The following is a 24,528-nucleotide window of genomic DNA, read 5'->3' as shown; positions in this document are numbered from 1 at the left end:
ACCTGTGAGCCCTCGTCGCCGTCGGATCCGCAGCGAGCGAGGCCGTCTGCGTCCTCGACGTTCGACGAGAACCGTTTCGCCAGGCGTGCTCAGGGGCTCGGGGTTCCCCCGTTCACATGGAGAGTCTCGCCGATGACGTAGCTGGACTCCGGCGAGGTGAGGAAGACGTAGGCGGGCGCGAGCTCGGTGGGCTGTCCGGCCCGGCCCAGCGGGGTGCTCTTCCCGAAGTCGGGAAGTGCGTCCTTGGGCTGACCGTCAGAGACCTGCAGAGGGGTCCAGATGGGGCCGGGGGCAACGGCGTTGACCCGGATCCCCCGTGGCGCGAGCTGTTGCCCGAGGCCCTTGGTGAAGTTGTTGATCGCCGCCTTGGTCGAGGCGTAGTCGAGGAGATGAGGTGAGGGGTTGTAGGCCTGGATCGAGGTGGTGTTGACGATCGTCGATCCCGGTTCCAGGTGTCGCAGCGCCGCCTTCGAGACCCGGTAGATCGCCCGGATGTTCACGTCGAAGGTCGACGTCCACTGCTCGTCGTCGAGATCCTCGACGTGCTCGACCGAGATCTGTCGGCCCGCGTTGTTCACGAGTGCGTCGAGGCCGCCGAGCCCGGCGGCCGCCTCGTCGACCACCGCTCGGCAGTACTCGGGGTCCGCGAGGTCGCCGGGCAGCCGGAGAGCCGTGCGGCCGCTCTCCTCGATGACACGACTGATGTACTGCGCGTCCTCCTCTTCCGCAGGCAGGTAGGACAGGGCGACGTCAGCACCTTCGCGGGCGAACGCGATGGCGACCGCTGCCCCGATGCCGGAGTCCGCCCCCGTGATCAGCGCACGCCGACCCTCGAGACGTCCCGTGCCGCGGTAGGAGTGCTCCCCGCGATCGGTCTGGGGCACGAGCGCCGCATCGAGGCCCGGCTCGGGCTGGTCCTGCTCCGGAGGGGTGATCTCCGGGAAGCGCTCGACCGGATTCTGGAAGGTCAGCTGGTCTGATGCCATGGTCATTCCTCTCTTCGACGATTCCCGTGAGGCCACGAACGGTGGTCAGCGACGTCCGGGGTCCAGCACGACCTTGATGCAGCCGTCGTGCTTCTTCTGGAACAGCGCGTACGCAGCAGATGCCTCCTCGAGCGGCAGGCGATGGGTGACGAGGTCCGTCACTCCCAGCGGATCGTCGGCGTCCTCCACGAGGGAGAGGAGGTCCTCGGTCCACGAGCGGACGTTGCACTGGCCCATCCGGAACTGGATCTGCTTGTCGAACATCGACAGCAGAGGCATCGGGCTCGCGGTGCCCCCGTACACGCCGCTGAGCGACACCGTCCCGCCGCGGCGCACCAGGTCGATGCTCGTATGCAGCGCCGCGAGACGGTCCACCCCGACGGTCTCCATCGCCTTGCGTCCCGCCGCCTTCGGCAGGTGGCCCACGATCTGGTGTGCGGTACGTGCGATCGGGCTGCCATGGGCCTCCATCCCGACGGCGTCGACCACGGCGTCCGGCCCTCGTCCCGCGGTGGCGTCCTTGATGGCCTCGATCCCCTCCGGACCTTCATCGAAGACCTCCACCCCGTGCCGCGCCGCCATGTCACGGCGTTCGGGGACAGGGTCGATGGCGAACACGCGGTACCCGCGGTGCACTCCGATCCGCGCGGCGAACTGTCCCACGGGGCCGAGGCCGAGAACGGCGAGCGTCCCTCCCTCGGGCACATCGGCGTACATCACCCCCTGCCAGGCGGTGGGCAGGATGTCGCTGAGGAAGAGATACCGCTCGTCGGGGAGGTCGGCGCCGACGGTGATCAGGCCGTAATCCGCATGGGGAACCCTCAGGTACTCGGCCTGGCCGCCGGGAACCTGCCCGTAGAGCTTCGAGAACCCGAACAGGGCTGCGCCCGATCCCTGGTCGGTGACCTGAGTGGTCTCGCACTGGGACTGGAGCCCGCGGGTGCACATCCAGCACTCCCCGCACGAGATGGTGAACGGGACGACGACGCGATCGCCAGGGCGCACGCGCGTCACCCCCGGGCCGACCTCCTCGACGATCCCCATCGCCTCGTGCCCGAGGACGTCGCCCGCCGTCATGTAGGGGCCGAGAACCTCGTACAGGTGCAGATCCGAACCGCAGATCGCGGTCGACGTGATCCTGACGATCGCATCCCCCGGCGCCTGGAGCACAGGATCAGGAACGTCCTCGACGCTCACGTCGCCGGGCTTCTGCCATGTCACTGCTCTCACGGGTGATACCTCCAGGTAGGCGGATATCCAACGTAGTGGGGATCACTCGGGGGAGCCAGGGGTGCGCCCGACCGGTCGGTACCGCATCTCCCGCGGGGGTCTCTCCGGCGGGGCCTAACCGGTTCTCTTCGAGGAGCGGGAGGTCGTCGACGAGCCCTTCTTCCTCGACGAGCTCTTCTTCGTCGTCGAGCTCTTCTTCGTCGTCGAGCTCTTCTTCGTCGCGGAATCCTTCTTCTCCGTCGCCCCCCGCCGCTTCTGCACGCTCCGCTCGAGGGCATCCATCAGGCTGACGACCTTCCCGCCGCCCTCGCCCGCGTCGCTCGAGGTGCGCTTGCCGAACGTCGCCTCGGTGTCGACGGAGTCCCCCTCCTCCAGCTTGGCGTCGACCAGCTCGCGCAGCTGCTCCTGGTACTCGTCGGTGAACTGCTCCGGGTCGAAGTCGCCGCTGAACTGCTCGACCAGTGCGGCGGCCATCTTCCGCTCCTTCGCGCTGATCGTGGTCCGGGACGGGCCGAAGTCGACGTCCTTGAGGTCGGTGGGCCAGCGCAGGGTCTGCAGGGCGAGCAGGTCCTCGTGCACCCGCAGCACCCCCAGGCGGGTCTTGGAGCGCAGGGTGAAGGTGACCACGGCCGTGCGCTCGGTGTCCTCGAGGGTGCGGCGCAGCAGCACATACGCCTTCGAGGAGCGGCCCACGGGCTCGAGGAAGTAGGAGGTTCCCAGCAGGATCGGGTCCACCTGGTCCCCGGGGACGAACTGGACGACGTCGATCTCGTCGTCGTCCTCCGCCGGCAGGTCCGCGAGCTCCTCGTCGGTGAGCACGACGGTCTTGTCGCCGTCGTCATAGGCCTTGTCGATGTGCTCGTAGTCGATCTCGCGCCCGCAGACCTCGCAGGTGCGCTGGTACCGGATGCGTCCCTGGTCCTCGTCGTGGACCTGATGGAAGGAGAGGTCGTGCGAGCGGGTCGCCCCGTAGAGCTTCACCGGCACGTTGACGAGGCCGAACGTGATCTCACCGCTCCATATCGCGCGCATGCCCCATGGCATCACGACTGCCGTCGCTTGGCCAGTGCCCGGACCCGGGACGTGGCGGGCCCGTGACGGATCGCGGGAGGAGGGGCACAGTGGCCCCATGGCTACCGGTGAGCAGAAGGTCGAGGTCGACGGCCGCACGCTGAGGGTCTCGCACCTCGAGAAGGTCTACTACCCCTCCACGGGCACCACCAAGGGCGAGGTGCTGGACTACTACCGGCGCGTCGCCGGGGTGATGATCCCGCAGGCCGCCCGCCGCCCCGCCACCCGCAAGCGCTGGGTCGACGGCGTGGGCACCGCCGAGCATCCCGGGAAGGTCTTCTTCCGCAAGGACCTCGAGGACCACGCCCCGGACTGGGTGCCGCGCGCGGACATCGAGCACCGGGACGGCACCTCGACCTACCCCCTGGTCGACGAGCCGGCCGTGCTCGTATGGCTCGCGCAGCTGGCAGCCCTCGAGATCCACACCCCGCAGTGGCGCTTCGACGCGGATCTCGCGGCGTCGGACCCCGACCGACTCGTGCTGGACCTCGACCCGGGCGAGGGCGCGGGGTTGGCGGACTGCGCCCGCGTCGCCCACTGGTGCCGCGAGATCCTCGACGGCATGGGGATGGCGTCCTTCCCGGTCACCTCCGGCTCGAAGGGCATCCACCTGTATGCGCCCCTGGACGGCTCCGCAGCGGCTGAGGAGGTCGCCCGGGTGGCCCACGAGCTCGCCCGGTCCCTCGAGGAGGACCACCCCGACGAGGTCATCAGCGACATGACGAGGTCACGGCGCGCGGGCAAGGTGCTCGTGGACTGGTCCCAGAACAACGGCCACAAGACCACCGTGTGCCCGTACTCGCTCCGGGGGCGTCTGCGGCCCACGGTCGCCGCGCCCCGCACCTGGGAGGAGATCGAGGACCCGGAGCTCGAGCAGCTGGAGCTCGAGGAGGTCCTGCGGCGCGTCGAGGACGGCGTCGATCCGATCTCCGTCCTGGGACTGGCCGGCGACGGCTCGCACGCCGACGAGGATCGTGGCACGCGGGACCGCCTAGAGGTCTACCGCTCCAAGCGCGACGCCGCTCGGACTCCCGAGCCCGTCCCCGAGCACGGGCCGGGCACCGAGGCCGCGCAGCATGCGCTCGATGCGGAGGAGCCCATGTTCGTGATCCAGGAGCATCACGCCTCGAGCCTGCACTGGGACGTGCGCCTCGAGCACGACGGCGTGCTGGTCTCCTGGGCCGTGCCCAAGGGGCCGCCGCTGGATGTGGACGTGAACCGCCTGGCCGTGCAGACGGAAGACCATCCGCTCGAGTACGGCACCTTCGAGGGCAGCATCCCGAAGGACGAGTACGGGGGCGGCGATGTCACCATCTGGGACACCGGCACCGTCGAGATCGAGAAATGGCGCGAGGGGAAGGAGATCATCGCCGTCTGCCACGGCCGCGAGGACGGCGGGCTCGGCGGGGTGCCGCGCCGCTTCGCGTTCGTGCACACCGGCGGCATGGGTGGGAAGGGGACGAGCAGGGCGGCGAAGGAGAAGGCGCGCGCCCAGTGGCTGCTGCACCTCATGAAGGACCAGCCCGGTGCCGAACCCGCCCGCGCCGCGCCCGCCCATGCGGCATCCGACGAGCAGGCGGATGCGGGGACGATGGGCGAGCCGATCTCCCCGATGCTCGCCACCCTGGGCAGCCGCGAGGACATCCGCGACCGGGACGACTGGGCGTTCGAGATGAAGTGGGACGGCGTGCGCGTCATCGCGACCGTCACGGCGGGCGCCGTGCGCCTCACCAGCCGCACCGGCAAGGACCTGACCGCGACCTTCCCCGAGCTCGCCGAGCTGGAGGACGTGATCGACCCGCAGGTCCTCACGGCCGGCGAGACCGTGCTCGACGGGGAGGTCGTCGCACTCGACGCCCGCGACCGGCCGTCCTTCCCCCGCCTCCAGCAGCGCCTGGGCCTGACCCGTCCACGGGACGTGGAGCGGGCCCGGCAGGACGTGGAGGTCCATGTGATGCTCTTCGACCTGCTCGTGCGCGGCGGGGACTCGCTGCTGCGCACCCCGTACCGCGAGCGCCGGGACGCCCTGTTCGACCTGGTCGAGCCGAGCGGGCACGTGCAGCTGCCGCACGCGGACCACGGCGACGTCGACCATGCGATCGCGCTCTCGAAGGAACTGCAGCTCGAGGGTGTCATGGCGAAGAGGGAAACGAGCGTGTACCGGCCCGGCAAGCGCAGCCGCACCTGGATCAAGATCAAGAACGCCCGGCACCAGGAGGTGGTCGTCATCGGCTGGCGGCACGGCAGGGGCGGCCGCGCCGGGGGCATCGGCTCCCTGCTGCTGGCCGTCCCCGACTCGGACGGCGAGCTGCGCTACGCCGGACGCGTGGGCACCGGATTCAGCGATCGCGACCTCGAGCAGATCGCCGCCACGCTCTCCTCCCGCACTCGGAAGACGCCCCCGGTCGGTGACGTGCCCTCAGCGGACCGGCGCGACGCCGAGTGGGTGCGCGCGGACCTCGTGGCCGAGGTCCAGCACACCGAGCGCACGGCCGACGGCCGCCTCCGCCACCCCGTCTGGCGCGGGTGGCGGCAGGACAAGGCGGCGAACGAGGTGCGCTGGGAGGAGTGAGACGCGGCGCGCGGCCCTCGCCTCAGCTGGGGGTGAACTCGTACTGCGCGGAGAAGCCGTCGATCTGCGGATCGGAGGTGACCTTGAGGTAGATCCAGGTGTCCTCATCGTCCCGCTTGAGCTCCAGCGGCAGGTCCTCGACCACCACGGGCTCCTCCGGGGTGAGGGGGTACTCCTGGGAGGAGTCCGCTCCTTCGATGAGCAGCGTTCCGCTGCCCGACTCGATCGTGAACGTGCCGCTGATCCGGGCGTTCTCGTCCCAGTCGTCGCCCTCGAGCTGGGTGGACCACTGGCCGTCGGAGGTCTCGAAGGTGACGGTGCAGGAGGTGGTCCCGTCCTTCCCGCTGCAGTGTTCCTTCACGTGCTCCGTGCAGCTGCTGAGCAGCAGCGTGCCCAGCAGCAGCGTGATGATCCCCGTGTGCGTCCTCGTCGCCCCCATGGGGGCGAGGATAGCGGGGACGGGTCAGCGGGAGAGCAGCTCGACGACGGTCTGCGCGAGCAGCACCGCCCCGTCCCGCACGGCCCGGTCCGCAGCCGGTGTGGCGGCGGCGTCGGCGAACTCGGGCTGATGGTTCACTGCGGGCAGGGAGTCGATGCCGAGGTAGGGGTGGATCGCGCGGACGTGCTGGGACACGTTGCCCATGTCCGTCGAGGCGGTCGCCATGCCGCGGGGGCCGTCCTCGGCGAGGTCCATGTCCCGGCCCTGCGCGGCGGCGAGGCGGGTGAAGATCCCGGCGAGCTCGAGGTCGTTGCGGAACTCGGCGTAGCGGGGGCTCGTCTCCGTGAGCTCCCACGTGCAGCCCGTCGCGGTCGCCCCGGCCTCGAAGCAGGCGCGCACCCGCTCGAAGGCCACGTCGAGCTCGTCCAGCGTGTCCGCGCGGACGTACCAGGAGCCGCGGGCGCTGCCGGGGATCGCGTTCGGTGCGGTGCCCGCCTCCTGGACGATGCCGTGGACGCGGATCGTGTCGGGGAGCTGCTGGCGCAGCAGGCCGATTGCGACCTGGGCGACGGTGAAGGCGTCGGCGGCGTTGACGCCGAGGTGCGGGTAGGCACCGGCGTGGGAGGCCATGCCTTGGTACTCCACGTCGAAATGCGCCACGGCGCGCGGCCGGGCGAGGACGGCGTCGGCCGGCCCGGGGTGGATCATCAGTGCGGCCTCGAGACCGTCGAAGACTCCGGCCTCGAGCAGGGGGATCTTGCCGCCGCCGCCCTCCTCGGCGGGCGCGCCGATCACGCGGATCCTCAGGTCGAGCTCGCTCGCGACGGTCTGCAGGGCGTGCGCGGCACCGAGCGCGGCGGCGGCGATGACGTTGTGGCCGCACGCGTGGCCGAGCCCCGGGAGGGCGTCGTACTCGGCGACGATCCCGACGGTCCGCGAGCCGGTGCCGTGCTCGGCGACGAAGGCGGTGGGCAGGCCCGCCGCGCCCCGATCCACGCGGAACCCCCAGGCCTCCAAGCGCTCGGTGAGGAAGGCGACGGAGGCGTGCTCGGTCCACGCGGTCTCCGGGTGCGCATGGAGGTGGTGGCTGATCCCCACGAGCTCCTCGCGCCGGGCATCGACATGGGCCTCGACCGTGCGCAGCAGCGCCGCCGTCATCACTCGTCCCCCGGCACGCCGTAGGACGGGGCCGCGGTCGGGTCGAGCGCACGCACGCGGTAGTCCGCCTTCTGCGGCAGCCACAGCTCGAGCAGTCGGGCGATCTCGCCGAGGGGGTCCTCGGCGTCGTCCACGCGCAGGTCCGTGGTCCGCCAGGGGACGTCGTCGACGACGGCGAGACCGGCGGAGCGGATCGGCCCGGCCTCGCCGCCCGCCTCGACGGCGGCGCGGAACGCGGCGAGCAGGCGACGCTCGAGCTCCTCGCCGGCGCTCGCCTCGAAGGCGGCGACCATCGCGGGGATCACGGCCTCGTCGGCCAGCAGGTTGCCGGCGGCGACGCACTGGTCGCCGGTGGCGCTCGCGCGGGTGCCCAGGGCGTTCTCGCCGGAGTGCTCGGCGGTCCTGCCTTCGGCGTCGACGACGGTGAGCTGCCGGTAGGCGGGGTGCTGCTCGTCCTCGAGCACGGCGGCCAGCGCCGCGCTCGCCGGGAGCCCGGCCTCGAGACGGTCCAGGACGGCCGGGCCCAGGGCGGGGTTGGTGACGTTCTGGGAGGCGACGGCGCCGACCCCTGCGCGCAGGTGCAGGCAGCGGGAGGCGACCGCGGGGCTGGAGGAGCTCACCACCATGCCCAGGGCGCCGGTGCGGGCGTCGCGGGCGACGATAGAGAAGGTCATGCGCTCTCCACCTCGTGGTCGTCGGCCGGGTCGCTGATCACGGCGGTCGCGTCGATCTCGACGAGCCACTCGGGGCGGGCGAGCGCGTCGACGACGAGGCCCGTCGACACGGGGTGCACGCCCTTCAGCCAGCGGCCCATCACCCGGTACACGGTCTCGCGGAAGCGGATGTCGGTGAGGTACACGGTCACCTTGACGACGTCGGCCAGGCGACTGCCGGACTCCCGCAGCAGCATGTCGATGTTGGCCATGGCCTTCTCCGCCTGGGCCTCCACGTCGCCGATGCCGACGGACTCGCGGGTGTCGAGGTCCTGGCCGATCTGGCCGCGCAGGTAGACGACGCCGCCGGCGACGACGGCCTGGCACAGGTCGTTGTCGAGGTTCTGCTCGGGGTAGGTGTCCTTCGTGTTGAAGGGGCGGATGCGCGTGTGCGTGGTCATCGGGTGAACTCCTCCAGGGCGCGGGTGATGGGGTCGGGAGCGGCCGACGGGGTCGGCGCGGCGGGCGCGTACCGGCTGTACTGGCGGCGGGTCGTGATGTGGTCGACGACGTGCATCGCGTCGTGCCAGGTGCCCCAGATGAAGCTCGAGCCGCGGCGGGACAGCCACGGCAGGCCCAGGAAGTAGATGCCGGGCTCGGTGGAGACGCCGCGCAGGTGCGCGGGGCGGCCGGCCTCGTCGAAGGCGTCGACCTGCAGCCAGGAGAAGTCCTGCTTGTAGCCGGTCGCCCAGATGATCGACGTGATGCCCTCGGCGCGCGGGTCGAGCGAGCGGACGGGGTCGGTGACGCAGTCCGGCAGCGGGCCGAGCTCGTGGGCCTCGGGCTCCTCGGGCAGGTCCAGGCCGTTCGCGGCGATGTAGGCGTCGGCCTCCGCGAGCAGCTCGAGGAGGTTCGCGTCGCCGGCGGCGATGTTGCGGCCCAGGTCGTCGGCGAAGCGGATCGTGCTGTCGGTCGCGGCCTCGGTGCGGCCCACCAGGGTGATGCCGGCGGCGGCGAGCTCGCGGAAGTCGACGGTGTGGCCGCCGCGGGCGCCGCTCACGGCGATGGTGACGTGGTCGGAGTCGGGGGCGGTGGCGTCCCACTTGCCGAGCACGCCGAGCCACCACACGAAGTCGCGGCCGCGGTAGCTGCGCGGGGGCCGGTCGTGGGGGCCGACGGACAGGTGCACCTGGCGTCCGCTCGCGCGGAGCTCCTCGGCGATCTGCGCGCCGGAGGAGCCGGCGCCGACCACGAGCACGCCGCCGCCCGGCAGCCGATCGGGGTTGCGGTACTCGGCGGAGTGGATCTGGTGCGGGACCAGGTCCTCGCCGATGATGCGCGGCGCGACGGGGACCTGGAACGGGCCGGTCGCGGCGATCACGCCGTTCGCGGCGATAGTGCCCTCGCTGGTCTCGACGAGGAAGCCGGGCGCGCCCTCCTTCCGTGTCACCGAGAGCACCTCGACGCCGGTGCGGACCGGGGCGTCGAAGCTGCGGGCGAAGGCGCCGAAGTAGTCGGCCATCTGGTCCTTGGTGGCGAACTCGTCGGGGCCGACGCCGGGGATCTCCATGTCGGGGAAGCGGTCGTGCCAGGCGGGGCCGTTGGCGACGAGGGAGTCCCAGCGGCCGTGGCGCCAGCGGTCGGCGACGTCGGCCTTCTCGAGGACGAGGTGGGGGATGCCGGGGCGCGTGAGGTGGGCGCTCGCGGCGATGCCGGACTGCCCGGCGCCGACGACCACGACCTCGGTGGTCTCGGTGGGGTGGGGTGAGGTGAGCATGGTGCTGACCTTCCTGGTGGGGGAATGCGGTGGGGGCGGCCGGTCGTCGGGACTCAGACGAGCGGCGCCGCGGGCGGGGCCGCGGCCATCGCCACGGCCTCCGGTGCGGGGGCGGGCGCGGCGGGTCCCCGGTCCTCGTCCTTCATGAGGTCGATGCCGCGGGACTCGCGGATCGTGGCGACGGTGATGATGCCGACGACTCCGACCACGGCGAGGAAGTAGCCGGGCATCATCGTGCTGCCGGTCGTGTCGATCAGCCAGGTCAGCACGTACGGGGCGGTGCCGGCGAAGAGCGCGGCGGTCAGGGCGTAGGCGATCGACAGGCCCGTCTGCCGGGTGCGGGTCGGGAACAGCTCGACGACGGTCACCGCGTGGGTGCCCAGGATGATCGCGAGGATGAGCGCGAGGCCCATGGTCGAGACGAGCGCGGCCCAGGTGGTGCCCACGCGCATGAGGGCGAACAGCGGCACCGAGAGGACCGTGAGCGCGATCGCGGCGGTGAACAGCACCGGGCGGCGGCCCACCTTGTCCGAGGCGGCGCCGGCGAGCGGCACGACGACGAGCGCGAGGGCGGAACCGAGGGTGGACAGGAGGGCGGCGCGGCCGGCGTCGAATCCGAGGTTCACCTCCTGATACGTCAGCAGGTAGACCAGCACGACGTAGAAGGTGACGTTCATGAAGATCTCCATGCCGCAGGTCTTGAGGAACTCGCGCCAGTTGGAGCGGAACACCTCGCGCACGGGGGAGGAGGAGACGGTCTCGAGCTCCTGCAGGGCGCGGAACTCGGGGGTGTCCTCGATCCTGCGGCGGATGTAGAACCCGATGAGGCCGAGCGGGACGGTGATGAGGAACGGGATGCGCCAGGCCCAGCCGGTGATCTGGTCGCTCGTGAACACGGTCTCGAGCACGAGCACGATGAAGGAGGCGAGCAGGAAGCCGAGCAGGCTGCCGAACTCGAGCCAGCTGCAGCCGAACCCGCGGCGCTTCGCCGGGGAGAACTCGCCGAGGAACGCGGCGGCGCTGCCGAACTCGCCGCCGGCGGCGAGGCCCTGCACCACGCGGGTGGCGATGAGCAGGATCGGCGCGAGGATCCCGATGGTCGCGTAGCCGGGGAGGACGCCGAGCACGAGGGTGGACAGGGCCATCGAGAGGATGACGACGGTGAGGGTCGTGGTGCGGCCGAGCTTGTCGCCGAGGCGGCCGAAGATGACCGCGCCGATCGGGCGGACGAGGAACGAGATCGCGAAGACCCCGAAGGTGGCGAGCAGGCCGGCGGTCCTGCTCGCATCGGGGAAGAAGACGGCGGAGATCGTGGTCGCCATGTAGGCGTAGACCGCCCAGTCGAACCAGTGGACGAGCACGCCGATGGAGCCGGCGATGGTGCTGGTGCGGACGGTGCGGCGGTCCAGTGGGGCGCTGCGGGGGTCCGGGACGGCGGTGGCGGTCATGGTGAATCCCCTCCTCGGGGGTGATGGGTCCGACCAGAATCGGGACCTCCGAGGAATCACGCAAATAGTGGAATGCGGGGAAGTTCTTCTGTTTCGCAGATGAAAGGGGTGGGCAAATGCCGTGATCGAAGCGTGACTTTCCGTCTCAGCAGTGACGCCCGGGCGGGCGGCGCCGGCGTCGGATGGCGGGATGACGGAATGGTGGCGAGTATTCGTGCAGGTCAGGCCTGCGAAGTGTCGTCCGTGGTGGCGGCGGCGCCGCCGATCACGGCCCGGCAGATGTCCGCGAAGGCGCGGGCCCGACGGGTGGGGAGAGCGCCGTCGTCATTCCACGCGAGGACGATGTCGAGAGGGCGGGTCTGCTCGAGGATCGGAATGTGGTACAGGCTCCCGCCGGAATATGTGGATTCGATCTTCGGCTGCTGGTTCAGGAGCGTGAAGCCGTGCCCCATGGCGACCATCGCGCGCACCGCCTCGTAGCTCTCGAAGCGGTAGCGGACCGTCGACTGGAGGCCGTGATCGGTGAACGTGCGCAGGAAGTAGTCCCGGCTAAGCGGAAGGTCCAGCAGCACCAGCGGCTCCTTCGCGAGCTCGGCGAGGCTCACCGACTCCCGCCCCGCGAGCGGATGATCCTGGGCGACCGCCGCGTACAGCGGCACCTGGGCGAGAGTCTCGAGACGCACCGTCGCGTCCAGGCCGAGGTCGTACGTCAGCGCCACCTCGATCCGATGCGCGGCGAGGGCGGGGGCGACCTCGTCCGCCGTCAGCTCGGTGACGTCCACGCGCAGCCCCGGCGCCCGCTCGCCCAGGTCACGCGCGAGCGTGGGGAGGAAGAACGGCGCGAGCGTGCGGAAGCAGCCGACGCTCACCCGCCCACTGAGGGACTCGGAGTGCACGGAGGCGACGGCATCGTCGAGCTCCGCGAGGATCTGCCGGGCACGCTGGAGGAAATCCTCGCCCGCGGCGGTGAGCTGCAGCCCCTTGGCCCGCTGCCGGATCAACAGCTGCACCCCCAGCTGCTGCTCGAGGTGCGTGATCGCCGTCGAGATCGCGGACTGCGCGATGAACAGCTCCTCCGCTGCGGCCGTCATGCTCCCGTGCTCCGCGGCCGCCACGAAGTAGTTCAGCTGGGTGAGGGAGATGTCCCGTCGCCTGATCGTCATGCGAGCTCCTGGCGCGAACGAGGTGGCAGTGGGCGGATCGCGCGTCCGCTGGTGGGGTCATTCTCCTCGCGCTCCGCGCGAGTCCAGCGACGGCACGGCCCACGACCGAGAACGTCGCTGACAGCTGCGTACGCCACCGCGGTCATGGCGAACATGCCGAGCACATCTCGGGGACTGCGGGTGGAGGGCGAGTGGCCGCATGATGTTCCGGGTATCCAATGACGTTGGCCGGCGAAGGGAACGTCGTGCAGCTAGCGTGACCACCAACACCCGACGAAGGAAAGTGGACACATGCGAGAGAACACGTCCGGCATCTTCTGCCTCGAGGGGGAGTGGGACAGTGATCTCACCAGCCGGCTGAGCGTGCGTCCGGTGCTCGAACTCCTCGAGCAGCTCGGCGTCGCCCAGTGGATCCACCGAGACGTAGCCACTCGCTCTGAGTTCGAGTACTACATCGAGAAGTGGACTTCTGAGGAGTACGCGGAGTTCAGCGTGCTCTGGTTGGCGATGCACGGTGACTCGGCAGCGATCAGCATGAGCGCGGACTTCGAAGGCTCTCTCACCATGGACGAGCTGGAGGCGATGCTCGCCGGCGCCTGTGCAGGCAAGGTTGTCTACTTCGCGTCCTGCTCGACGCTCAAGGAGGATCCGAGGCGACTGCAGCAGTTCGCCAGGAAGACCGGTGCGCGAGCCGTCATCGGCTACCGCAAGAACGTCGACTGGACCGATGCCGCCGCCTTCGAGATGCTGCTCCTGCAGGAGCTCGCCACGCGGGTGCGGTCCAACGGCATCTTCAAGCGGCTCCAGGAAGATCACCCTGTACTCGCCAAGCGTCTCGGGCTCGTCGTGGCGACGAAGAACGAGGTGTACCGGACCGCTCTGCGCACTTCAAAGACTGCTTCTTGAAGGGACTGTCCCGGGCGTACGGTGCGGCGTGGACTCGCTCGCAGGACGTCGGTCACGCCGGCGGCACCTCAGATCGGGCCGTTGAATCGCTGCCGGCGCGGCCGTCAGGTACAGACCGCCGGAGTGGCGCTGACGTCAGGATTCCTTGAGCATCCAGACGCGTCGCAGCGGCAGGCGCTCGGTGATGTCCTCGGGGAGCTTCTCGTAGTTGCGCAGCACCGCGGAGACGATGTCCTCTGAATCCCACACCTTCACCCGGAACCGCTGATGCTTCACCGCGTCGCGGGCGGGCTTGGACAGGCCGGCCCAGGTGGCGAGGAGCCCGTAATCCGCGCCATGCGTATGGACGAGCCCGTTCAGCTGGGCGACCACCTCCGAGCCGATCTGAGGGGTCTTCACCTGGACGATGAGCTTAGGGGATTCGAGGCCCAGCAGTCCGCGGCCGGCGGTGATGTCGATTCCGCCGTCAGCGCCGGGCGGGGCCTCCTCCGCCTCGAAGCCCTCAGCGCGGAGCAGCTCGGCGACGAGGTGGGCGAAGGAGTGACCGGAGAACTCTTCGGCGATGCGTGTGGTGATCTGGTCACGGGCGATCGCGTCGATGTCTGGCTGGGACTCGGGCTCGTCGACCACGTCCGGCTGCCGCGTCGCGACCGATGTCGCGGCGTGCGAAGGACGCGCCGCGGCGACGTCGAGTGAACCGGGGTCTGCGCCGACCCGGAGCACTGCCTCAAGGCGCTCGGCCGCATTGTTGCGGCTCGGGGAGAAGATGGTCAGCGCGCTTCCCAAGGTGTAGAGCAAGTCCTGCTTGATCGCGGATCGAGGCACATGCCGTTCCCATTCCACGCCGACCACGTGCTGGAAACCTGGACCGTTCTCGGCCAGGAAGGAGTACGGCGAGATCACGCGGCCCAGAGCGATTTCCCGGGTGGTCTTCATCGGCATCGCCATGAGGTCGCCGACGGCGATGCGTCCCCGCAGTGCCCAGAGCTGGGCGGTGGAGGTGGTGCGTGATCCCGGGGTGTCCTGCGCGTAGACGTCCTCGACGACGAGCTGGACCTCTTCGCGTGTTGTCATCTCGGTGAGGTCCGGAACCTCATCCCATCCGCCGCCGGAGAGATTGTTCTTGATCGCCCAGTCGTCGCGCTCGCCGTAGCGGCCGGAGCGGATCACCCATGCTGTGCTCGCCATGGCCGCACTGTAGCGAAACATGAAGCGTCCGATTGCCCCTGAGGTCGGAAGGGTTCACGCGTCGTCGACGGCCCCGAGTGTGGGGCGTGCCCAGGCGGCGTGGCCCAGGTCGAGCATGTGCTGGTCCAACTCCCCGGACTCGACGGGGGGATTACGCACCCGCATCGCTTGCCTCATCCTCGTGGGTTCGCCGTTCCCCACTTCCAGAGGACGATGTCAAGCGTGCGCAAGGTGGAGAGCTGGGGGTGACCCACACGCTCACGGATTCTGGCCGCATAGTCCGCTAGGAAATCGTCGACGGTCAGCGCCTCCCACCATAGTCTCCATGAGTTCTGTCCGCCACGGGAGATGACGCGGTCGACGACGGAGTCCTCGATGGGGATGAGGCGCGGGCGCTTCCGTGCCATGATCTTGCTGGCGGTCGTGGGGCCGATGCCCCACTTCGACGCCGCGGGGCTGTTGTGGCGCAGTAGGTCCCAGAGCTCATGCGCGGGTGACTCCTCGCCGAGTACCTCCTCGAACTGCGCCTCGCTCTGGATGCTCTTGGTGTCGAGATTCTGTGGGATTCCGGCCAGGAGGGCGGAGATCTCCGCTGCATAATCACCCAGGATCCCCATGGACGCCCGCGCAGGGACGGTGACGCCGAGATTCTGCACGGCGAGTAGGTCCGACGGCGTGATGACATTTGGGACGTTCTGCCCCGCCTGGAAGGACTCGAAGTGCGCACCGGTGTAGTTGCATGTACCGGGATGCTTTGAGGAGGGTGCGAAGTACTCGGTGGCGAGTTTTTCAGCCTCGCTGAAGTCGATCTTCTTGATCGCTTCTCTGATGCTCATCAGTCTCTCCTCAGGAGGGCTCGCTAGATTCTTGGATTCCGTGTCCGACATGCTCCGTTTTCAACTGGCGCGGAAAGCATTTTCGTCGGGGGCTGCGGGCGGCGGCGCGAGTCACCGCTAATGTAGTGGGCCCACCTCTTCGGCTGGAAAGGGATCGCGGGGGCCGAGCCGGTCAGGTGTGCCGCCAAGATATCAGGAGTCCGACCGCGAGAACCGGTTCGTCATGTGGTTGCTCGCCGTGAGCAGCACGTCGCCCAGCAGGGCATCGGTCGCGGTGCGGATCTGCTCGGCGATGGCGGTGTTCGCCTCGGCGAGCAGGCCGGGCACGGCGGCCCCGTCGGCCGCGTCGGCGGCCTTCGTCGCGGCGTGCACGGCCGCGTGGCCGAGGGCGAGGGTGCGCTGCTGGTAGCGCTCGATCGCGGGGATGACCTCGTGGAAGTGGGCGTCGGCGAGGGCGGCGATCATGCGGGAGGCCCAGTAGAAGCTGTCCGTGCTGACCCTCGCCTCGGTGGTCCCGAGGTACGTGGGCGCCTCGTCGACGTTCGTGAACATCGGGATCAGTGTGTTGAAGGGGTTCGAGGCATAGGCGACCCACTGCAGCGCACGATGCGTCTCGGGCAGGTCCGGGCGGATCTGCAGGATCGCGAGGGCGTTGTGGCGGTTGATGCCGATGGGCCGGAACGCGCGACGCTCGGCGTCGGTGCCGCGGGAGGAGTACGGGTCGAACACGGTGCCCTGATAGTGGGAGCTGAGCACGTCCTTCACGTCCTCCACGGTGAGCAGGCTCTCGGGCCGGCGGCTCCACGGGAGGTCGTCCGAGTCGGGGCTCGCGCCGGGCAGGCCCGCGTCCCAGTCCTCGCTCGCCGGGTTCAGGGTGCGCTGCATGTACCAGGCGCGGGGCGTGTTGTAGACGTGGTCGGAGTCGCTGTGGGAGCCGAACGCCTCGCGCGGGTTGAACACCGCCGGCGCCGCCTCCTCCGCGTCGCGCTGCGTGAGGTCGAGGTGATGGGTCGCGAGGAACGCCCGAAGGTCCGCGCTCGCGAGGTGATCGCGGCCGGCGCCCTCGGCGTCGTCGAGGTCGAAGGAGTCGATGCCCAGCTGGTTCGGCATCGTCACGTAGTGGTCCTCCGGCACGCGCCGCGCGATCCAGTGGTGCCCGCCCACCGTCTCGAGCCACCAGATGTCCTGCTCGTCGCTGAACGCGATCCCGTTCATCTCGTAGGTGCCGTGCTCGGCGAGCAGCGCCCCCAGCCGCTCGACGCCCTCCCGCGCGGAGCGGATGTAGGGCAGCACGAGGGTCACGAAGTCCTCCTCGCCGAACCCGCCCGGCGTCCCCGTCGCCGGATCGTGCTCGACGAGCGGATCCGCGCCGAGCACCCGCGGGTTGCTCGTGATCGTCTCCGTGGCGCTCATGGCGACGTTCGCGGCGTTGATCCCGGCGCAGGCCCAGACTCCCTCGTCCGGAAGGGCATTCGGGATCGCGGTGTACCGCAGGGGATCGCCGGGCAGCTCGATCGTGCGCTTGCCGATCACCGAGGTGTAGGTGCGCGGCTGATCGGCGGGCTGCACCACGACGACCTTCTTCGGGTCGAAGGTGCCGTTGCCGGAGTCCTCGTTGCGGGCGACGATCGGCGACCCGTCGGCGCTCGCGTTGCGTCCGACGAGCAGGGTGGTGCAGGGCATGGGCGAGGGCTCCTGGTGCGAGGGGATGCGGAGGGTCCTGCCACTCTACGACCGGGCGCGGAGAGGGGCGGTCGGGGTCAGCGCGGGGAGGGCATCCACACCTCGGCCTGCGAGTCCTTGTCGTAGTAGTGGCCGGAGGGGATCGTCTGCAGCTCGATGAGCATGCCCCACGGGGCCTTCACGTAGACGCTGCCGTTGCCCGGCGAGTCCTCGTGGCGGCTGTTGCCGTGCACCTCGGACAGGGCCGTGCCGCCGGCCGCGACGAGCCGGGCGAGGCTGCCCTCGATGTCGTCGCAGTACAGTGAGATGTGGTTCAGGCCGAGGTCCGCGAGGCCCGACGCCGCTCGCTGCTCCCCGCTGATCTCGAACACTTCCAGCCCCGGCCCCTCGCCGATGACGATCATGCGCTGGCGATGGATGGCGGCGCCGGAGGGCAGTCCCAGCTGACGCTCCACCTCCTCGCCCTCGCGCGGCTCGTCCTCGGGAGTGAGGCCGTCGTAAGCGACCTTCGCGCCGAGCCCCTCGACGAAGAACGTCGTGGCGGCGTCGAGATCGGGGACCGTCACCCCGATGTGCTGGATGCCGCGGGGCAGGGGGCCGGCGGCGGGAGCAGGAGACTCTGACATGGGGGCGTCCTCTCTCGGGTGATGCGCGGTGCACGCGTCCACGGCCAACGTACTCGCGCGGCCTGGGGCGGCCGATGTCCCCGTGTTCCCGCGCTGCGGCGGCGCCCCTCTGCCAGACTCGGCGCATGGCAGACCTCGACGCGTTCCCGAATCACGTCTTCGACGCCCTGGGCACCGAGCCCCTCGTCCTGGAGGAGCGGATCGGCGGCAGCGTCATGGTCGTCGAGAAGCATCCCGAGAGCGGGCCGATCACCCTCATCACCGCCGGTGCCTCCCGGATCCCCACCGACTCCGGCGAGCGGGTCGAGATCGCGGTGGAGGTCCTCGACGGTCAGCAGGGTGCCGCGCTCGTCGCGATGCGGATCGTCTGCGACGACATCGCGAACAACCGCCGCGTGCCGCCGGTCGGCTCGCCCTGGCGCAACAGCGAGCCGTTCCTGCGCGGCACGCAGATCTCCGCGATCCTCGCGACCACCTCCCGCTGGGGCGCCGCCTTCGACGAGGTCCGCTCCGAGAGCGGCGAGGTCCTGGGACACGTGCGCACCCTCCGCCTCCTCACTGACGAGGAGGCGAGCCTGGTCGCCGCGCAGGGATGGGACGCGCTGCAGGCCGCCGTCGGGAGCGCCGACGCGCTGCTGGACGTGACACGGAGGAGCGCCGTCGCGGGCGCAGAGGTGACCGCATCGATGTCCGTCTTCCTCATCAAGCTCCATGCCGAGCGACCGCCGCGCTGGGTCACCTTCACCGGCCGCGAGGTCACCTCGGTCACCGGCCTCGAGCCGCCCGAGTACATGGCCGACAACAGCAACCACGAGGTGCTCTCCGTCGACGTCTTCCTCGACCGATGCCCCTGGGTGGGCGCCTTCCTGGAGAGTGCGACGCCGGGGCAGACGGCGCTGTTCACCGACGCCTCGGGGGAGTTCGTGATCGAGGAGGACTGACGTCCACCGTCGCGCTGAGAGCGGCCGACGGGCACGGAACCTAGACGGCCGCCTTCGCCTCCAAGAACAGATCCACGGGCATGTCCCGATCGAGCTTCCAGACGATCTGCATCGGCTTGGATCCGGTGGCCTGCTGGAACCGGACGGTGCCGAGGCAGGTGTAGGGCTCCGTGCCGAGGTCGCCGGTCTTGGAGCGGCGTACAAAGAGGATGACGTCGGAGCCGCGGGAAGCGTGGTTGATGTAGCGCTGACCGGTGGCGCTGTGGGCGCCGGTGGTGCTCTGCGATTCCCAGTGGAAGTGGTCTTGGTTGATCGCGTAGTCGCGGTACATCGTGGTGGGGGAGTAGTCGCTCTCTGATTTCTTGAGCGTGACGAGGAGGGCGTCGGCCTGGAGGGTGGGGAGCCACTTCACGCCCTCGCGGATGGCGCCCGGCGTCCCGGCATCGTGCGTTCCAAGGCCCAGTCCGGCAAGCAGCTCTTCACGCGAGTAGGTGGCGTGGGAGCGCAGCGGCGTCGCCGAGGCGCGACCACGGAGGGGCTCCGGGCGCTTGCGGCCGACGTGATCATTGTACTCCAGCAGGTTCAGTAGCTCCCGCACAACGAGCGGCCGTGAGCGCAGCTCTTCCAAGCCGGCGCGTACTCCCTGTGTACCGGTCGACCAGATCGAGAAGTAGAGCATCGCGGCGTACAGGTTCGTCTCGACGTCAGCGGGAAGCTCGGGCGCGTCGAGGAGCGAACGGTAGGCGGCGATCCGGTCGGCGTCGTCCACGTGGGTGAGCGTCCTTACGCGCCGGAGCAAGACGTCATCCTCGACAGACAGTTCGCCCTGCACCTCAGCGTTGGGGAAGGCCCAGTCCACGAGCGCCGACCAGGACGATGCCCGCTGGTTCCCGCCGAACGTACGCGTCGGCGGGGCGTAGACGTCGGCGAGGGAACGCTCGGCGGTCTCGAGGTACGTGCCGAGGTTGTAGTCCTCCGGGGCGACATCCTCGGGCAGATGCTGGCGTACATCCGCGACGAGGTCTTTGGTGGAGAGCTTGAGCTGCTTCTTCACGTTGCTCAGCACGATGTCTTGGGCGACCGCATCAAAGACGATCTGGGAGCCGGGCGGAAGGAACGGGAAGCCCTCTTCGATGTTGCGTTGGAGCTGATTCCGGGAGAGTCCGGTCAGTGCGCGGTACTTCAGATCAAAACGGAAGGCCTCGTTCTGTAGGCCCACAAAGTCGAGCACGGTGAGCACGGACTTGCCCTCCGCGCGGCGCAGGCCGCGGCCCAGCTGCTGCAGGAAGATCGTGGAGGACTGCGTGGGTCGCAGCATGAGGACCGTTTCGATCATCGGGATATCGAGGCCCTCGTTGAACAGGTCGACTGCGAACAGGCAGGTCACGTCGCCGTTGCGCAGGCTTTCCAGACCACGTCGTCGTTCCTCAGGGTGTGACTCCCCGGAGAGGGCGAGGGCCGGGAGGCTCGCGTCGTTGAAGACGCGTGCCATGTAGCGCGCGTGCTCCACGCTGACGCAGAACCCCAGTGCCCGCATGTTCCGGGGATCGGTGACCTTGTCCTCGACGGCGGCGAGGATCTTCGCGGCGCGTGCGTCATTGCCGGTCAGGGCCTGCTCCAGTTGGCCGGGGTCATAGCGGCCGCGTGAGAAGCGCAGGGAGCGGAGGTCCACGCCATCGCCGATGCCGAAGTAGTGGAAGGGCACCAGAAGGTCTGCTTCGAGGGCGTCCCAGAGTCGGAGTTCGCTCGCGGCCCGTCCGTCAAAGAACGCCTGGGTGACGTTCACGCCGTCTGCCCGCTCGGGCGTCGCCGTGAGGCCGAGCAGCTCCGTCGGGGTGAAGTGGTCCAGCACGCGCCGGTAGGAGTTCGCATCGGCATGGTGGAACTCGTCGATCACGACGATGTCGAAGTGCGCCGGATCCCATCGCTCGGGCTCCTGCATACGCGCCATCGACTGGATTGACGCGAAGACGTGCGTCCCTTTCAACGGGCGGTGCCCGTCCACCATGAGCTCGCCGAACGCCTCTTCCTTGAGGACGTCGCGGTAGGTGCGCAGTGACTGCTCGAGGATCTCCTTGCGGTGCGCGAGGAACAAGAGCCGTGGTTGCTGGTGCGCGGACGGGCGCAGCCGCTTGTAGTCCAGGGCGGCGACGACCGTCTTACCGGTGCCCGTCGCTGCGATGACGAGGTTCTTATGCCGACCGCGAGTCTCGCGCTCGGACTGGAGATCGTCGAGGATCTCCTGCTGATGCGGGTAGGGGCGCACATCGAGGCTGCTGATGCCGAACAACGTGCTGCGGCCGCGGCCCCCGTTCTTCGCGAGGAGCGCGTCAAGGTACTCGGCGTCCGTGTCGGGATCGTAGGAGGCGAACTCCCTACTGTCCCAATAGGTGTCAAAGGTGGACGCGAACTTGTCGAGCAGCGTGGAGGTCACTTGGCGCGAGAGCTTCACGTTCCACTCGAGGCCGTCCACGAGCGCGGCACGGCTCATGTTCGAACTGCCGACGTAGGCCGTGGTGTACCCGCTGTCGCGGTGAAACATCCACGCCTTCGCGTGGAGATGCGTGGACTGCGCGTCGTAGTTGATCCGCACCTCGGCACCCAGCGCGCGCACAAAGTAGTCCAGTGCGCGTCGGTCCGTTGCCCCGATGTAGGTTGTGGTGAGCACCCGGATCGGCACGCCGCGGTCGGCAGCGGCCTTGAGGGAATCCTCGAGCACCCGGATCCCGCTCCACTGCACAAAGGCGCACAGCAAGTCGATGCGATCGGCGCTTGCCATCTCCCGACGCAGCTCCGAGCCGAGCTGCGGGTCATTGCGGGCGTTGGTCATGAGCGCCACGTCGCTGAGACGTGTCGCCGGCCGATCCAGCGGAACTGCGCCGGGCCGGGACACTTCCGTCAGCAGACGCGGCCCGGGCGAGACCTGTCCTTGCTGCCCCGCGAGTGGCAGCGCGTTCAGCACCGAGTTGGCAAGGTCAATGCGTTGCTCCGGCGAAGCCTCGCGGAGTGCTTGTTCGACGACGGTACTGATGTGCTGCGTGAGGACGTGGGTGACCTCAGCAGCGTCCACGTCCGTCGTGGGCGCGGTAAAGCCGTCAGCCTCGGCGTTAGTGATGAGGTCAGCGAGACCGGTGGTGACGAGGAGTTCGTACAGGCCCGGGTCGAGTCGCTCCGCGGGAATCACTGCGCCCCACTCTCGTGAGCGCGGAGCTCGCGGATCCTCTGTGGCAGCCCGGGAATGATCGGAACGTCGCCGGGCGCCCAGCCCCATCGGTCCAGCTCCGTGAGGGGAATCCATTGCATCGCGTCATGGTCCGTGCTCGCGGAGGGCTCGGCTCCGATGAGCGTAGCCAGGTAGCAGGCGAGCTCAATTCTCTTCTCGCCGACGGTGCTGAGGCTGCGGTCCACAAGCGGGCCCACAGCGACCGTCACGGACAGCTCCTCCTCAAGCTCGCGGGCGAGCGCCTGCTCCGGGGTCTCGCCCGGCTCCACCTTGCCGCCGGGGAACTCCCACAGCCCGCCAGCGCTCCGCTCGGGGTTCCGGCGGGCCGCGAAGACGGCATCCTCACGGACGATGACGGCGCCGACGACGCGCACGATGGGGCTGGCGTTCACAGTGGGCTCCTCAACAGGCGGGCAACGCGACTTGGGCACTACTGAATCAGTGTCCAACTCTTCAAAGGTGCCGTTGGCTGAAAAGGTTGGTCGTGCTCAGAATGGAACGGATTCGAGCCTGCAGTGATGGGTCCACGACGTACACATAAGTTCCCCGCATCCCCCGTGTCAGCAGCACCCGGTACACGTTGGTGATGTAGCGCAGCAGGTCCTCGTCGGAGGTGGTGCGGCCGCGCATGGTGTTGTTGGCCTTGCCCTTGGTGTCGAAGTAGTTGCTGCGGTCGGCGACGAGCTTGCCAGTGTCGGGATCGATGCGGAGGTCGCCGCCGATGATGACGCCGGCGTAGTTGAGGTCGTAGCCCTGCACAGTGTGGATCGACCCGACCTCCTCGAGGGAGGTCTTCGAGGCGATCCAGTCGACGTCGGAGACGTTCCAGTCCAGGGCGACGCCGTCGAGCTCGATGTCGTGCAGGCCGCTCTTCCCCTTGCTGCGCCACTTCCAGGCGTAGCCGGCGACGAGGCGGGCGAGACCGTGCTCGGCATCCCGCTCGCGGATCCGCTGGTGCATCGCACCGAGATCGTCGAACACCTCGAACTCGTAATCGCCGAGGTCAGGCATGACGGTGGGCGGGTCGTCGGAGATCAGAGCGCGCGCGAACTCGAGATACTCCTTCCCGCCCTTCACCCGCATCTGGGTGTCCAGCGGATAGAGCCGCTTCTGCTCGCGGGTCTCGGCGAGGACTCGCTCGAACACCTCGGGCTCGATGTCGATCGGGCGAACGCTCTGAGCCGTGTCCAGCAGCAGGATCGTGTGGCGCGAGCGCTTACGGATCCAGTCGAGCTGGTTGATCGAGAGGTCATCCACTCCGAAGAGCCTGCGCGTCGTCTCCCCGTACCGCTTGGTGAGCGTGCCGTGAGCCTGGGCGCCGCGCTGGGTGAGGCGGTGCGCCTCGTCGACCACGACGACGTCGAAGTCCTCTTCTGCGTCGGCGACGTCGTACGGGGTGAGCACCTGGGTGGAGCTCAGCGCGGGCACCTTCCGGAACACCTTGCTGATGGACTTGCGGAGGGACTTCTGCGGGACCACGAGGCCGATCCGCAATCCCTGGAACAGCTCGCGGTTCCCCTCGACGAAGAGGTCGGAGAACATCGAGTCGCCCTCGACCTCGTCGGTCGGGTCGAACACGGCGAGGTCCCGCATGAGCTTCATGAGGTAGATGCCGACGATCGTCTTCCCGGTGCCGGGGTCGCCCTGGATCGCGGCGATCGTGCGCACCTCGGGATGGCGGAGGTCCTCGACGAGACCCTCCATGATGTCGAGGACGGCGACGCCCTGCTCCGTGTTGAGCGCCTTGTACGGGGAGAGCTTGAAGAGGTCCGAGTTCTCGATCTCGGGGATCGACCGCTCGAAGTAGCCTCGCGAGCGGAGCTCCTCGAAGATCTCCTTGAAGGTGTCGTTGTACTCGCTGCGCTGGAAGTAGTCCTGGTTGGTGATGCCCTCGTTGCGGTTCAGGACGTCGAACTTGCCGTCGCCGCCGAGCAGGCGGATCAGCAGTGACTCGAGATCCAGGCAGGCGGAGCCGTTGAAGCGCTCATCGAAGACGATCCGGACCTCCTTGAGGTGCTCCTTCTGCTTCGACTTGAGGTGCTGGCGCATGCGGCGGTCGGCACTGCCGGTCTCGCCCACGTAGATGTCGTGCCCGTCCTCGATGAGGTAGACGACGGGCCAATTGGTGAAGCGGGGGAGTCGTCCCCTCGTCTCCTCCACCGACTCCGGGGTGAAGCGGAGCTCCTCGATCTCAAAGGCGGTCATACTTCGTGCTCCGTCCCTTCGCCTTCTCGACGGGGTACTTCTGCCCGGTGCGTTCGAGCTTCGCACGGACGATCTGCTCCGGGTCCAGCTCTAGCTTGTCCGCGAGGAGGAGTGCGTAGGTCAGCACGTCGGCGAGCTCCCCGGCCACCTCGTCGCGGTCGGCGTCGCCGTTCCACTGGTAGCACTCGAGCAGCTCGGCGGCCTCGATGGAGACCGACTTGGCGAGGTTCTCGGGGGAGTGGAACTGACCCCAGTCGCGCTCGGCCATGAAGGATCGAAGGGTCTCGAGCAGGTCTTCGCCGGTCATGGCTTCAACCTAGCAATCGTGTGGATGGCCAGGGCTGAGGATCGAAGCCCATCGCTCGAGCCGTTCGCCGTCCACCAACGACCTCGCGAGAACAGATTGTCGCATGTGGGCGGTAT

General features: G+C 69.1%; 21 protein-coding genes. 3 read left to right on the top strand and 18 right to left on the bottom strand.

The features are described from left to right. Positions 1–89: 89 nt before the first annotated feature. From ACYVAP_RS13655 to ku, 3 genes are all read right to left on the bottom strand, one after another. Entirely contained in the window at positions 90–986 is an 897-nt protein-coding gene (locus ACYVAP_RS13655; RefSeq protein ID WP_498861073.1) for an SDR family oxidoreductase, read from the bottom strand. A 45-nt stretch (positions 987–1,031) separates the two neighbouring features. Then, on the bottom strand, positions 1,032–2,216 hold the full coding sequence (locus ACYVAP_RS13650; RefSeq protein WP_498861072.1) for a zinc-dependent alcohol dehydrogenase: 1,185 nt from the start codon (positions 2,214–2,216) through the stop codon (positions 1,032–1,034). A gap of 114 nt (positions 2,217–2,330) precedes the next feature. Then, positions 2,331–3,248, bottom strand: coding sequence for a non-homologous end joining protein Ku (gene ku / locus ACYVAP_RS13645; RefSeq protein WP_498861071.1), 918 nt, complete (start codon positions 3,246–3,248; stop codon positions 2,331–2,333). Positions 3,249–3,345: 97 nt separating this feature from the next. On the opposite strand from ku, the gene ACYVAP_RS13640 reads away from it, so the two are divergent. Next, positions 3,346–5,859, top strand: a complete 2,514-nt coding sequence (locus tag ACYVAP_RS13640; RefSeq protein ID WP_498861070.1) for an ATP-dependent DNA ligase — start codon at positions 3,346–3,348, stop codon at positions 5,857–5,859. Between the two features lie 22 nt (positions 5,860–5,881). On the opposite strand, the gene ACYVAP_RS13635 is transcribed toward ACYVAP_RS13640, so the two are convergent. The 7 genes from ACYVAP_RS13635 to ACYVAP_RS13605 form a co-directional block, all read right to left on the bottom strand. Beyond that, the gene (locus tag ACYVAP_RS13635; protein ID WP_498861069.1) at positions 5,882–6,298 is read right to left on the bottom strand and encodes a hypothetical protein; all 417 of its coding nucleotides are present in this window, start codon (positions 6,296–6,298) and stop codon (positions 5,882–5,884) included. A 24-nt stretch (positions 6,299–6,322) separates the two neighbouring features. Continuing rightward, positions 6,323–7,456: an amidohydrolase gene (locus ACYVAP_RS13630; protein WP_498861068.1), complete on the bottom strand. Its 1,134-nt coding sequence runs from the start codon at positions 7,454–7,456 to the stop codon at positions 6,323–6,325. Beyond that, positions 7,456–8,130: a DUF1028 domain-containing protein gene (locus ACYVAP_RS13625; protein ID WP_498861067.1), complete on the bottom strand. Its 675-nt coding sequence runs from the start codon at positions 8,128–8,130 to the stop codon at positions 7,456–7,458. The genes ACYVAP_RS13630 and ACYVAP_RS13625 overlap by 1 nt, the downstream gene beginning before the upstream one ends. Next, positions 8,127–8,570, bottom strand: coding sequence for a RidA family protein (locus tag ACYVAP_RS13620; RefSeq protein ID WP_498861066.1), 444 nt, complete (start codon positions 8,568–8,570; stop codon positions 8,127–8,129). The genes ACYVAP_RS13625 and ACYVAP_RS13620 overlap by 4 nt, the downstream gene beginning before the upstream one ends. Beyond that, positions 8,567–9,886, bottom strand: a complete 1,320-nt coding sequence (locus ACYVAP_RS13615; protein WP_498861065.1) for a flavin-containing monooxygenase — start codon at positions 9,884–9,886, stop codon at positions 8,567–8,569. Before ACYVAP_RS13615 ends, ACYVAP_RS13620 begins: the two co-directional genes overlap by 4 nt. 53 nt (positions 9,887–9,939) lie before the next feature. Next, entirely contained in the window at positions 9,940–11,334 is a 1,395-nt protein-coding gene (locus tag ACYVAP_RS13610; RefSeq protein WP_498861064.1) for an MFS transporter, read from the bottom strand. Between the two features lie 221 nt (positions 11,335–11,555). Beyond that, on the bottom strand, positions 11,556–12,497 hold the full coding sequence (locus ACYVAP_RS13605; protein ID WP_498861063.1) for a LysR family transcriptional regulator: 942 nt from the start codon (positions 12,495–12,497) through the stop codon (positions 11,556–11,558). A 291-nt stretch (positions 12,498–12,788) separates the two neighbouring features. On the opposite strand from ACYVAP_RS13605, the gene ACYVAP_RS13600 reads away from it, so the two are divergent. Then, positions 12,789–13,403 (top strand): DUF6642 family protein, encoded by a 615-nt coding sequence (locus ACYVAP_RS13600; protein WP_498861062.1) that lies wholly within the window; start codon positions 12,789–12,791, stop codon positions 13,401–13,403. A 135-nt stretch (positions 13,404–13,538) separates the two neighbouring features. Here ACYVAP_RS13600 and ACYVAP_RS13595 read toward each other — a convergent pair whose 3' ends face one another. The 4 genes from ACYVAP_RS13595 to ACYVAP_RS13580 form a co-directional block, all read right to left on the bottom strand. Then, positions 13,539–14,591, bottom strand: coding sequence for a restriction endonuclease (locus ACYVAP_RS13595; RefSeq protein WP_498861061.1), 1,053 nt, complete (start codon positions 14,589–14,591; stop codon positions 13,539–13,541). A 173-nt stretch (positions 14,592–14,764) separates the two neighbouring features. Further along, on the bottom strand, positions 14,765–15,427 hold the full coding sequence (locus tag ACYVAP_RS13590) for a DUF6308 family protein (protein ID WP_498861060.1): 663 nt from the start codon (positions 15,425–15,427) through the stop codon (positions 14,765–14,767). A 192-nt stretch (positions 15,428–15,619) separates the two neighbouring features. Beyond that, positions 15,620–17,110 (bottom strand): peptidase C69 family protein, encoded by a 1,491-nt coding sequence (locus ACYVAP_RS13585; protein WP_498861059.1) that lies wholly within the window; start codon positions 17,108–17,110, stop codon positions 15,620–15,622. Between the two features lie 77 nt (positions 17,111–17,187). Continuing rightward, entirely contained in the window at positions 17,188–17,736 is a 549-nt protein-coding gene (locus ACYVAP_RS13580; RefSeq protein ID WP_498861058.1) for a VOC family protein, read from the bottom strand. 125 nt (positions 17,737–17,861) lie between these two features. On the opposite strand from ACYVAP_RS13580, the gene ACYVAP_RS13575 reads away from it, so the two are divergent. Beyond that, positions 17,862–18,677 carry a suppressor of fused domain protein gene (locus tag ACYVAP_RS13575; protein WP_498861057.1) on the top strand — a complete coding sequence of 272 codons (816 nt, stop codon included), beginning with the start codon at positions 17,862–17,864 and terminating at the stop codon, positions 18,675–18,677. 40 nt (positions 18,678–18,717) lie between these two features. Here the strand turns inward: ACYVAP_RS13575 and ACYVAP_RS13570 are convergent, their stop codons facing one another. The 4 genes from ACYVAP_RS13570 to ACYVAP_RS13555 all read right to left on the bottom strand — a co-directional run bounded on the left by ACYVAP_RS13570 (position 18,718) and on the right by ACYVAP_RS13555 (position 24,412). Continuing rightward, entirely contained in the window at positions 18,718–21,858 is a 3,141-nt protein-coding gene (locus tag ACYVAP_RS13570; protein WP_498861389.1) for a DEAD/DEAH box helicase, read from the bottom strand. Continuing rightward, the gene (locus ACYVAP_RS13565; protein WP_498861056.1) at positions 21,858–22,292 is read right to left on the bottom strand and encodes a (deoxy)nucleoside triphosphate pyrophosphohydrolase; all 435 of its coding nucleotides are present in this window, start codon (positions 22,290–22,292) and stop codon (positions 21,858–21,860) included. Before ACYVAP_RS13565 ends, ACYVAP_RS13570 begins: the two co-directional genes overlap by 1 nt. A gap of 61 nt (positions 22,293–22,353) precedes the next feature. After that, entirely contained in the window at positions 22,354–24,105 is a 1,752-nt protein-coding gene (locus tag ACYVAP_RS13560) for a DNA/RNA helicase domain-containing protein (RefSeq protein ID WP_498861055.1), read from the bottom strand. After that, complete coding sequence (locus tag ACYVAP_RS13555) at positions 24,092–24,412, bottom strand: nucleotide pyrophosphohydrolase (protein WP_498861054.1); 321 nt, start codon at positions 24,410–24,412, stop codon at positions 24,092–24,094. Before ACYVAP_RS13555 ends, ACYVAP_RS13560 begins: the two co-directional genes overlap by 14 nt. Positions 24,413–24,528 lie beyond the last annotated feature (116 nt).

The sequence above is a fragment of the Brachybacterium horti genome (genome assembly GCF_054777615.1).
Note: the sequence above shows the minus strand (reverse complement) of the source record. Positions and strands in the feature narration are given on the sequence as shown.

What these genes read in the sequence shown, in the direction of transcription:
- ACYVAP_RS13655 (WP_498861073.1), bottom strand. Translation starts at nt 986, where the DNA reads ATGGCATCAGACCAGCTGACCTTCCAGAATCCGGTCGAGCGCTTCCCG.
- ku (WP_498861071.1), bottom strand. Translation starts at nt 3,248, where the DNA reads ATGCGCGCGATATGGAGCGGTGAGATCACGTTCGGCCTCGTCAACGTG.
- ACYVAP_RS13640 (WP_498861070.1), top strand. Translation starts at nt 3,346, where the DNA reads ATGGCTACCGGTGAGCAGAAGGTCGAGGTCGACGGCCGCACGCTGAGG.
- ACYVAP_RS13635 (WP_498861069.1), bottom strand. Translation starts at nt 6,298, where the DNA reads ATGGGGGCGACGAGGACGCACACGGGGATCATCACGCTGCTGCTGGGC.
- ACYVAP_RS13630 (WP_498861068.1), bottom strand. Translation starts at nt 7,456, where the DNA reads ATGACGGCGGCGCTGCTGCGCACGGTCGAGGCCCATGTCGATGCCCGG.
- ACYVAP_RS13625 (WP_498861067.1), bottom strand. Translation starts at nt 8,130, where the DNA reads ATGACCTTCTCTATCGTCGCCCGCGACGCCCGCACCGGCGCCCTGGGC.
- ACYVAP_RS13620 (WP_498861066.1), bottom strand. Translation starts at nt 8,570, where the DNA reads ATGACCACGCACACGCGCATCCGCCCCTTCAACACGAAGGACACCTAC.
- ACYVAP_RS13615 (WP_498861065.1), bottom strand. Translation starts at nt 9,886, where the DNA reads ATGCTCACCTCACCCCACCCCACCGAGACCACCGAGGTCGTGGTCGTC.
- ACYVAP_RS13610 (WP_498861064.1), bottom strand. Translation starts at nt 11,334, where the DNA reads ATGACCGCCACCGCCGTCCCGGACCCCCGCAGCGCCCCACTGGACCGC.
- ACYVAP_RS13605 (WP_498861063.1), bottom strand. Translation starts at nt 12,497, where the DNA reads ATGACGATCAGGCGACGGGACATCTCCCTCACCCAGCTGAACTACTTC.
- ACYVAP_RS13600 (WP_498861062.1), top strand. Translation starts at nt 12,789, where the DNA reads ATGCGAGAGAACACGTCCGGCATCTTCTGCCTCGAGGGGGAGTGGGAC.
- ACYVAP_RS13595 (WP_498861061.1), bottom strand. Translation starts at nt 14,591, where the DNA reads ATGGCGAGCACAGCATGGGTGATCCGCTCCGGCCGCTACGGCGAGCGC.
- ACYVAP_RS13590 (WP_498861060.1), bottom strand. Translation starts at nt 15,427, where the DNA reads ATGAGCATCAGAGAAGCGATCAAGAAGATCGACTTCAGCGAGGCTGAA.
- ACYVAP_RS13585 (WP_498861059.1), bottom strand. Translation starts at nt 17,110, where the DNA reads ATGCCCTGCACCACCCTGCTCGTCGGACGCAACGCGAGCGCCGACGGG.
- ACYVAP_RS13580 (WP_498861058.1), bottom strand. Translation starts at nt 17,736, where the DNA reads ATGTCAGAGTCTCCTGCTCCCGCCGCCGGCCCCCTGCCCCGCGGCATC.
- ACYVAP_RS13575 (WP_498861057.1), top strand. Translation starts at nt 17,862, where the DNA reads ATGGCAGACCTCGACGCGTTCCCGAATCACGTCTTCGACGCCCTGGGC.
- ACYVAP_RS13560 (WP_498861055.1), bottom strand. Translation starts at nt 24,105, where the DNA reads ATGACCGCCTTTGAGATCGAGGAGCTCCGCTTCACCCCGGAGTCGGTG.
- ACYVAP_RS13555 (WP_498861054.1), bottom strand. Translation starts at nt 24,412, where the DNA reads ATGACCGGCGAAGACCTGCTCGAGACCCTTCGATCCTTCATGGCCGAG.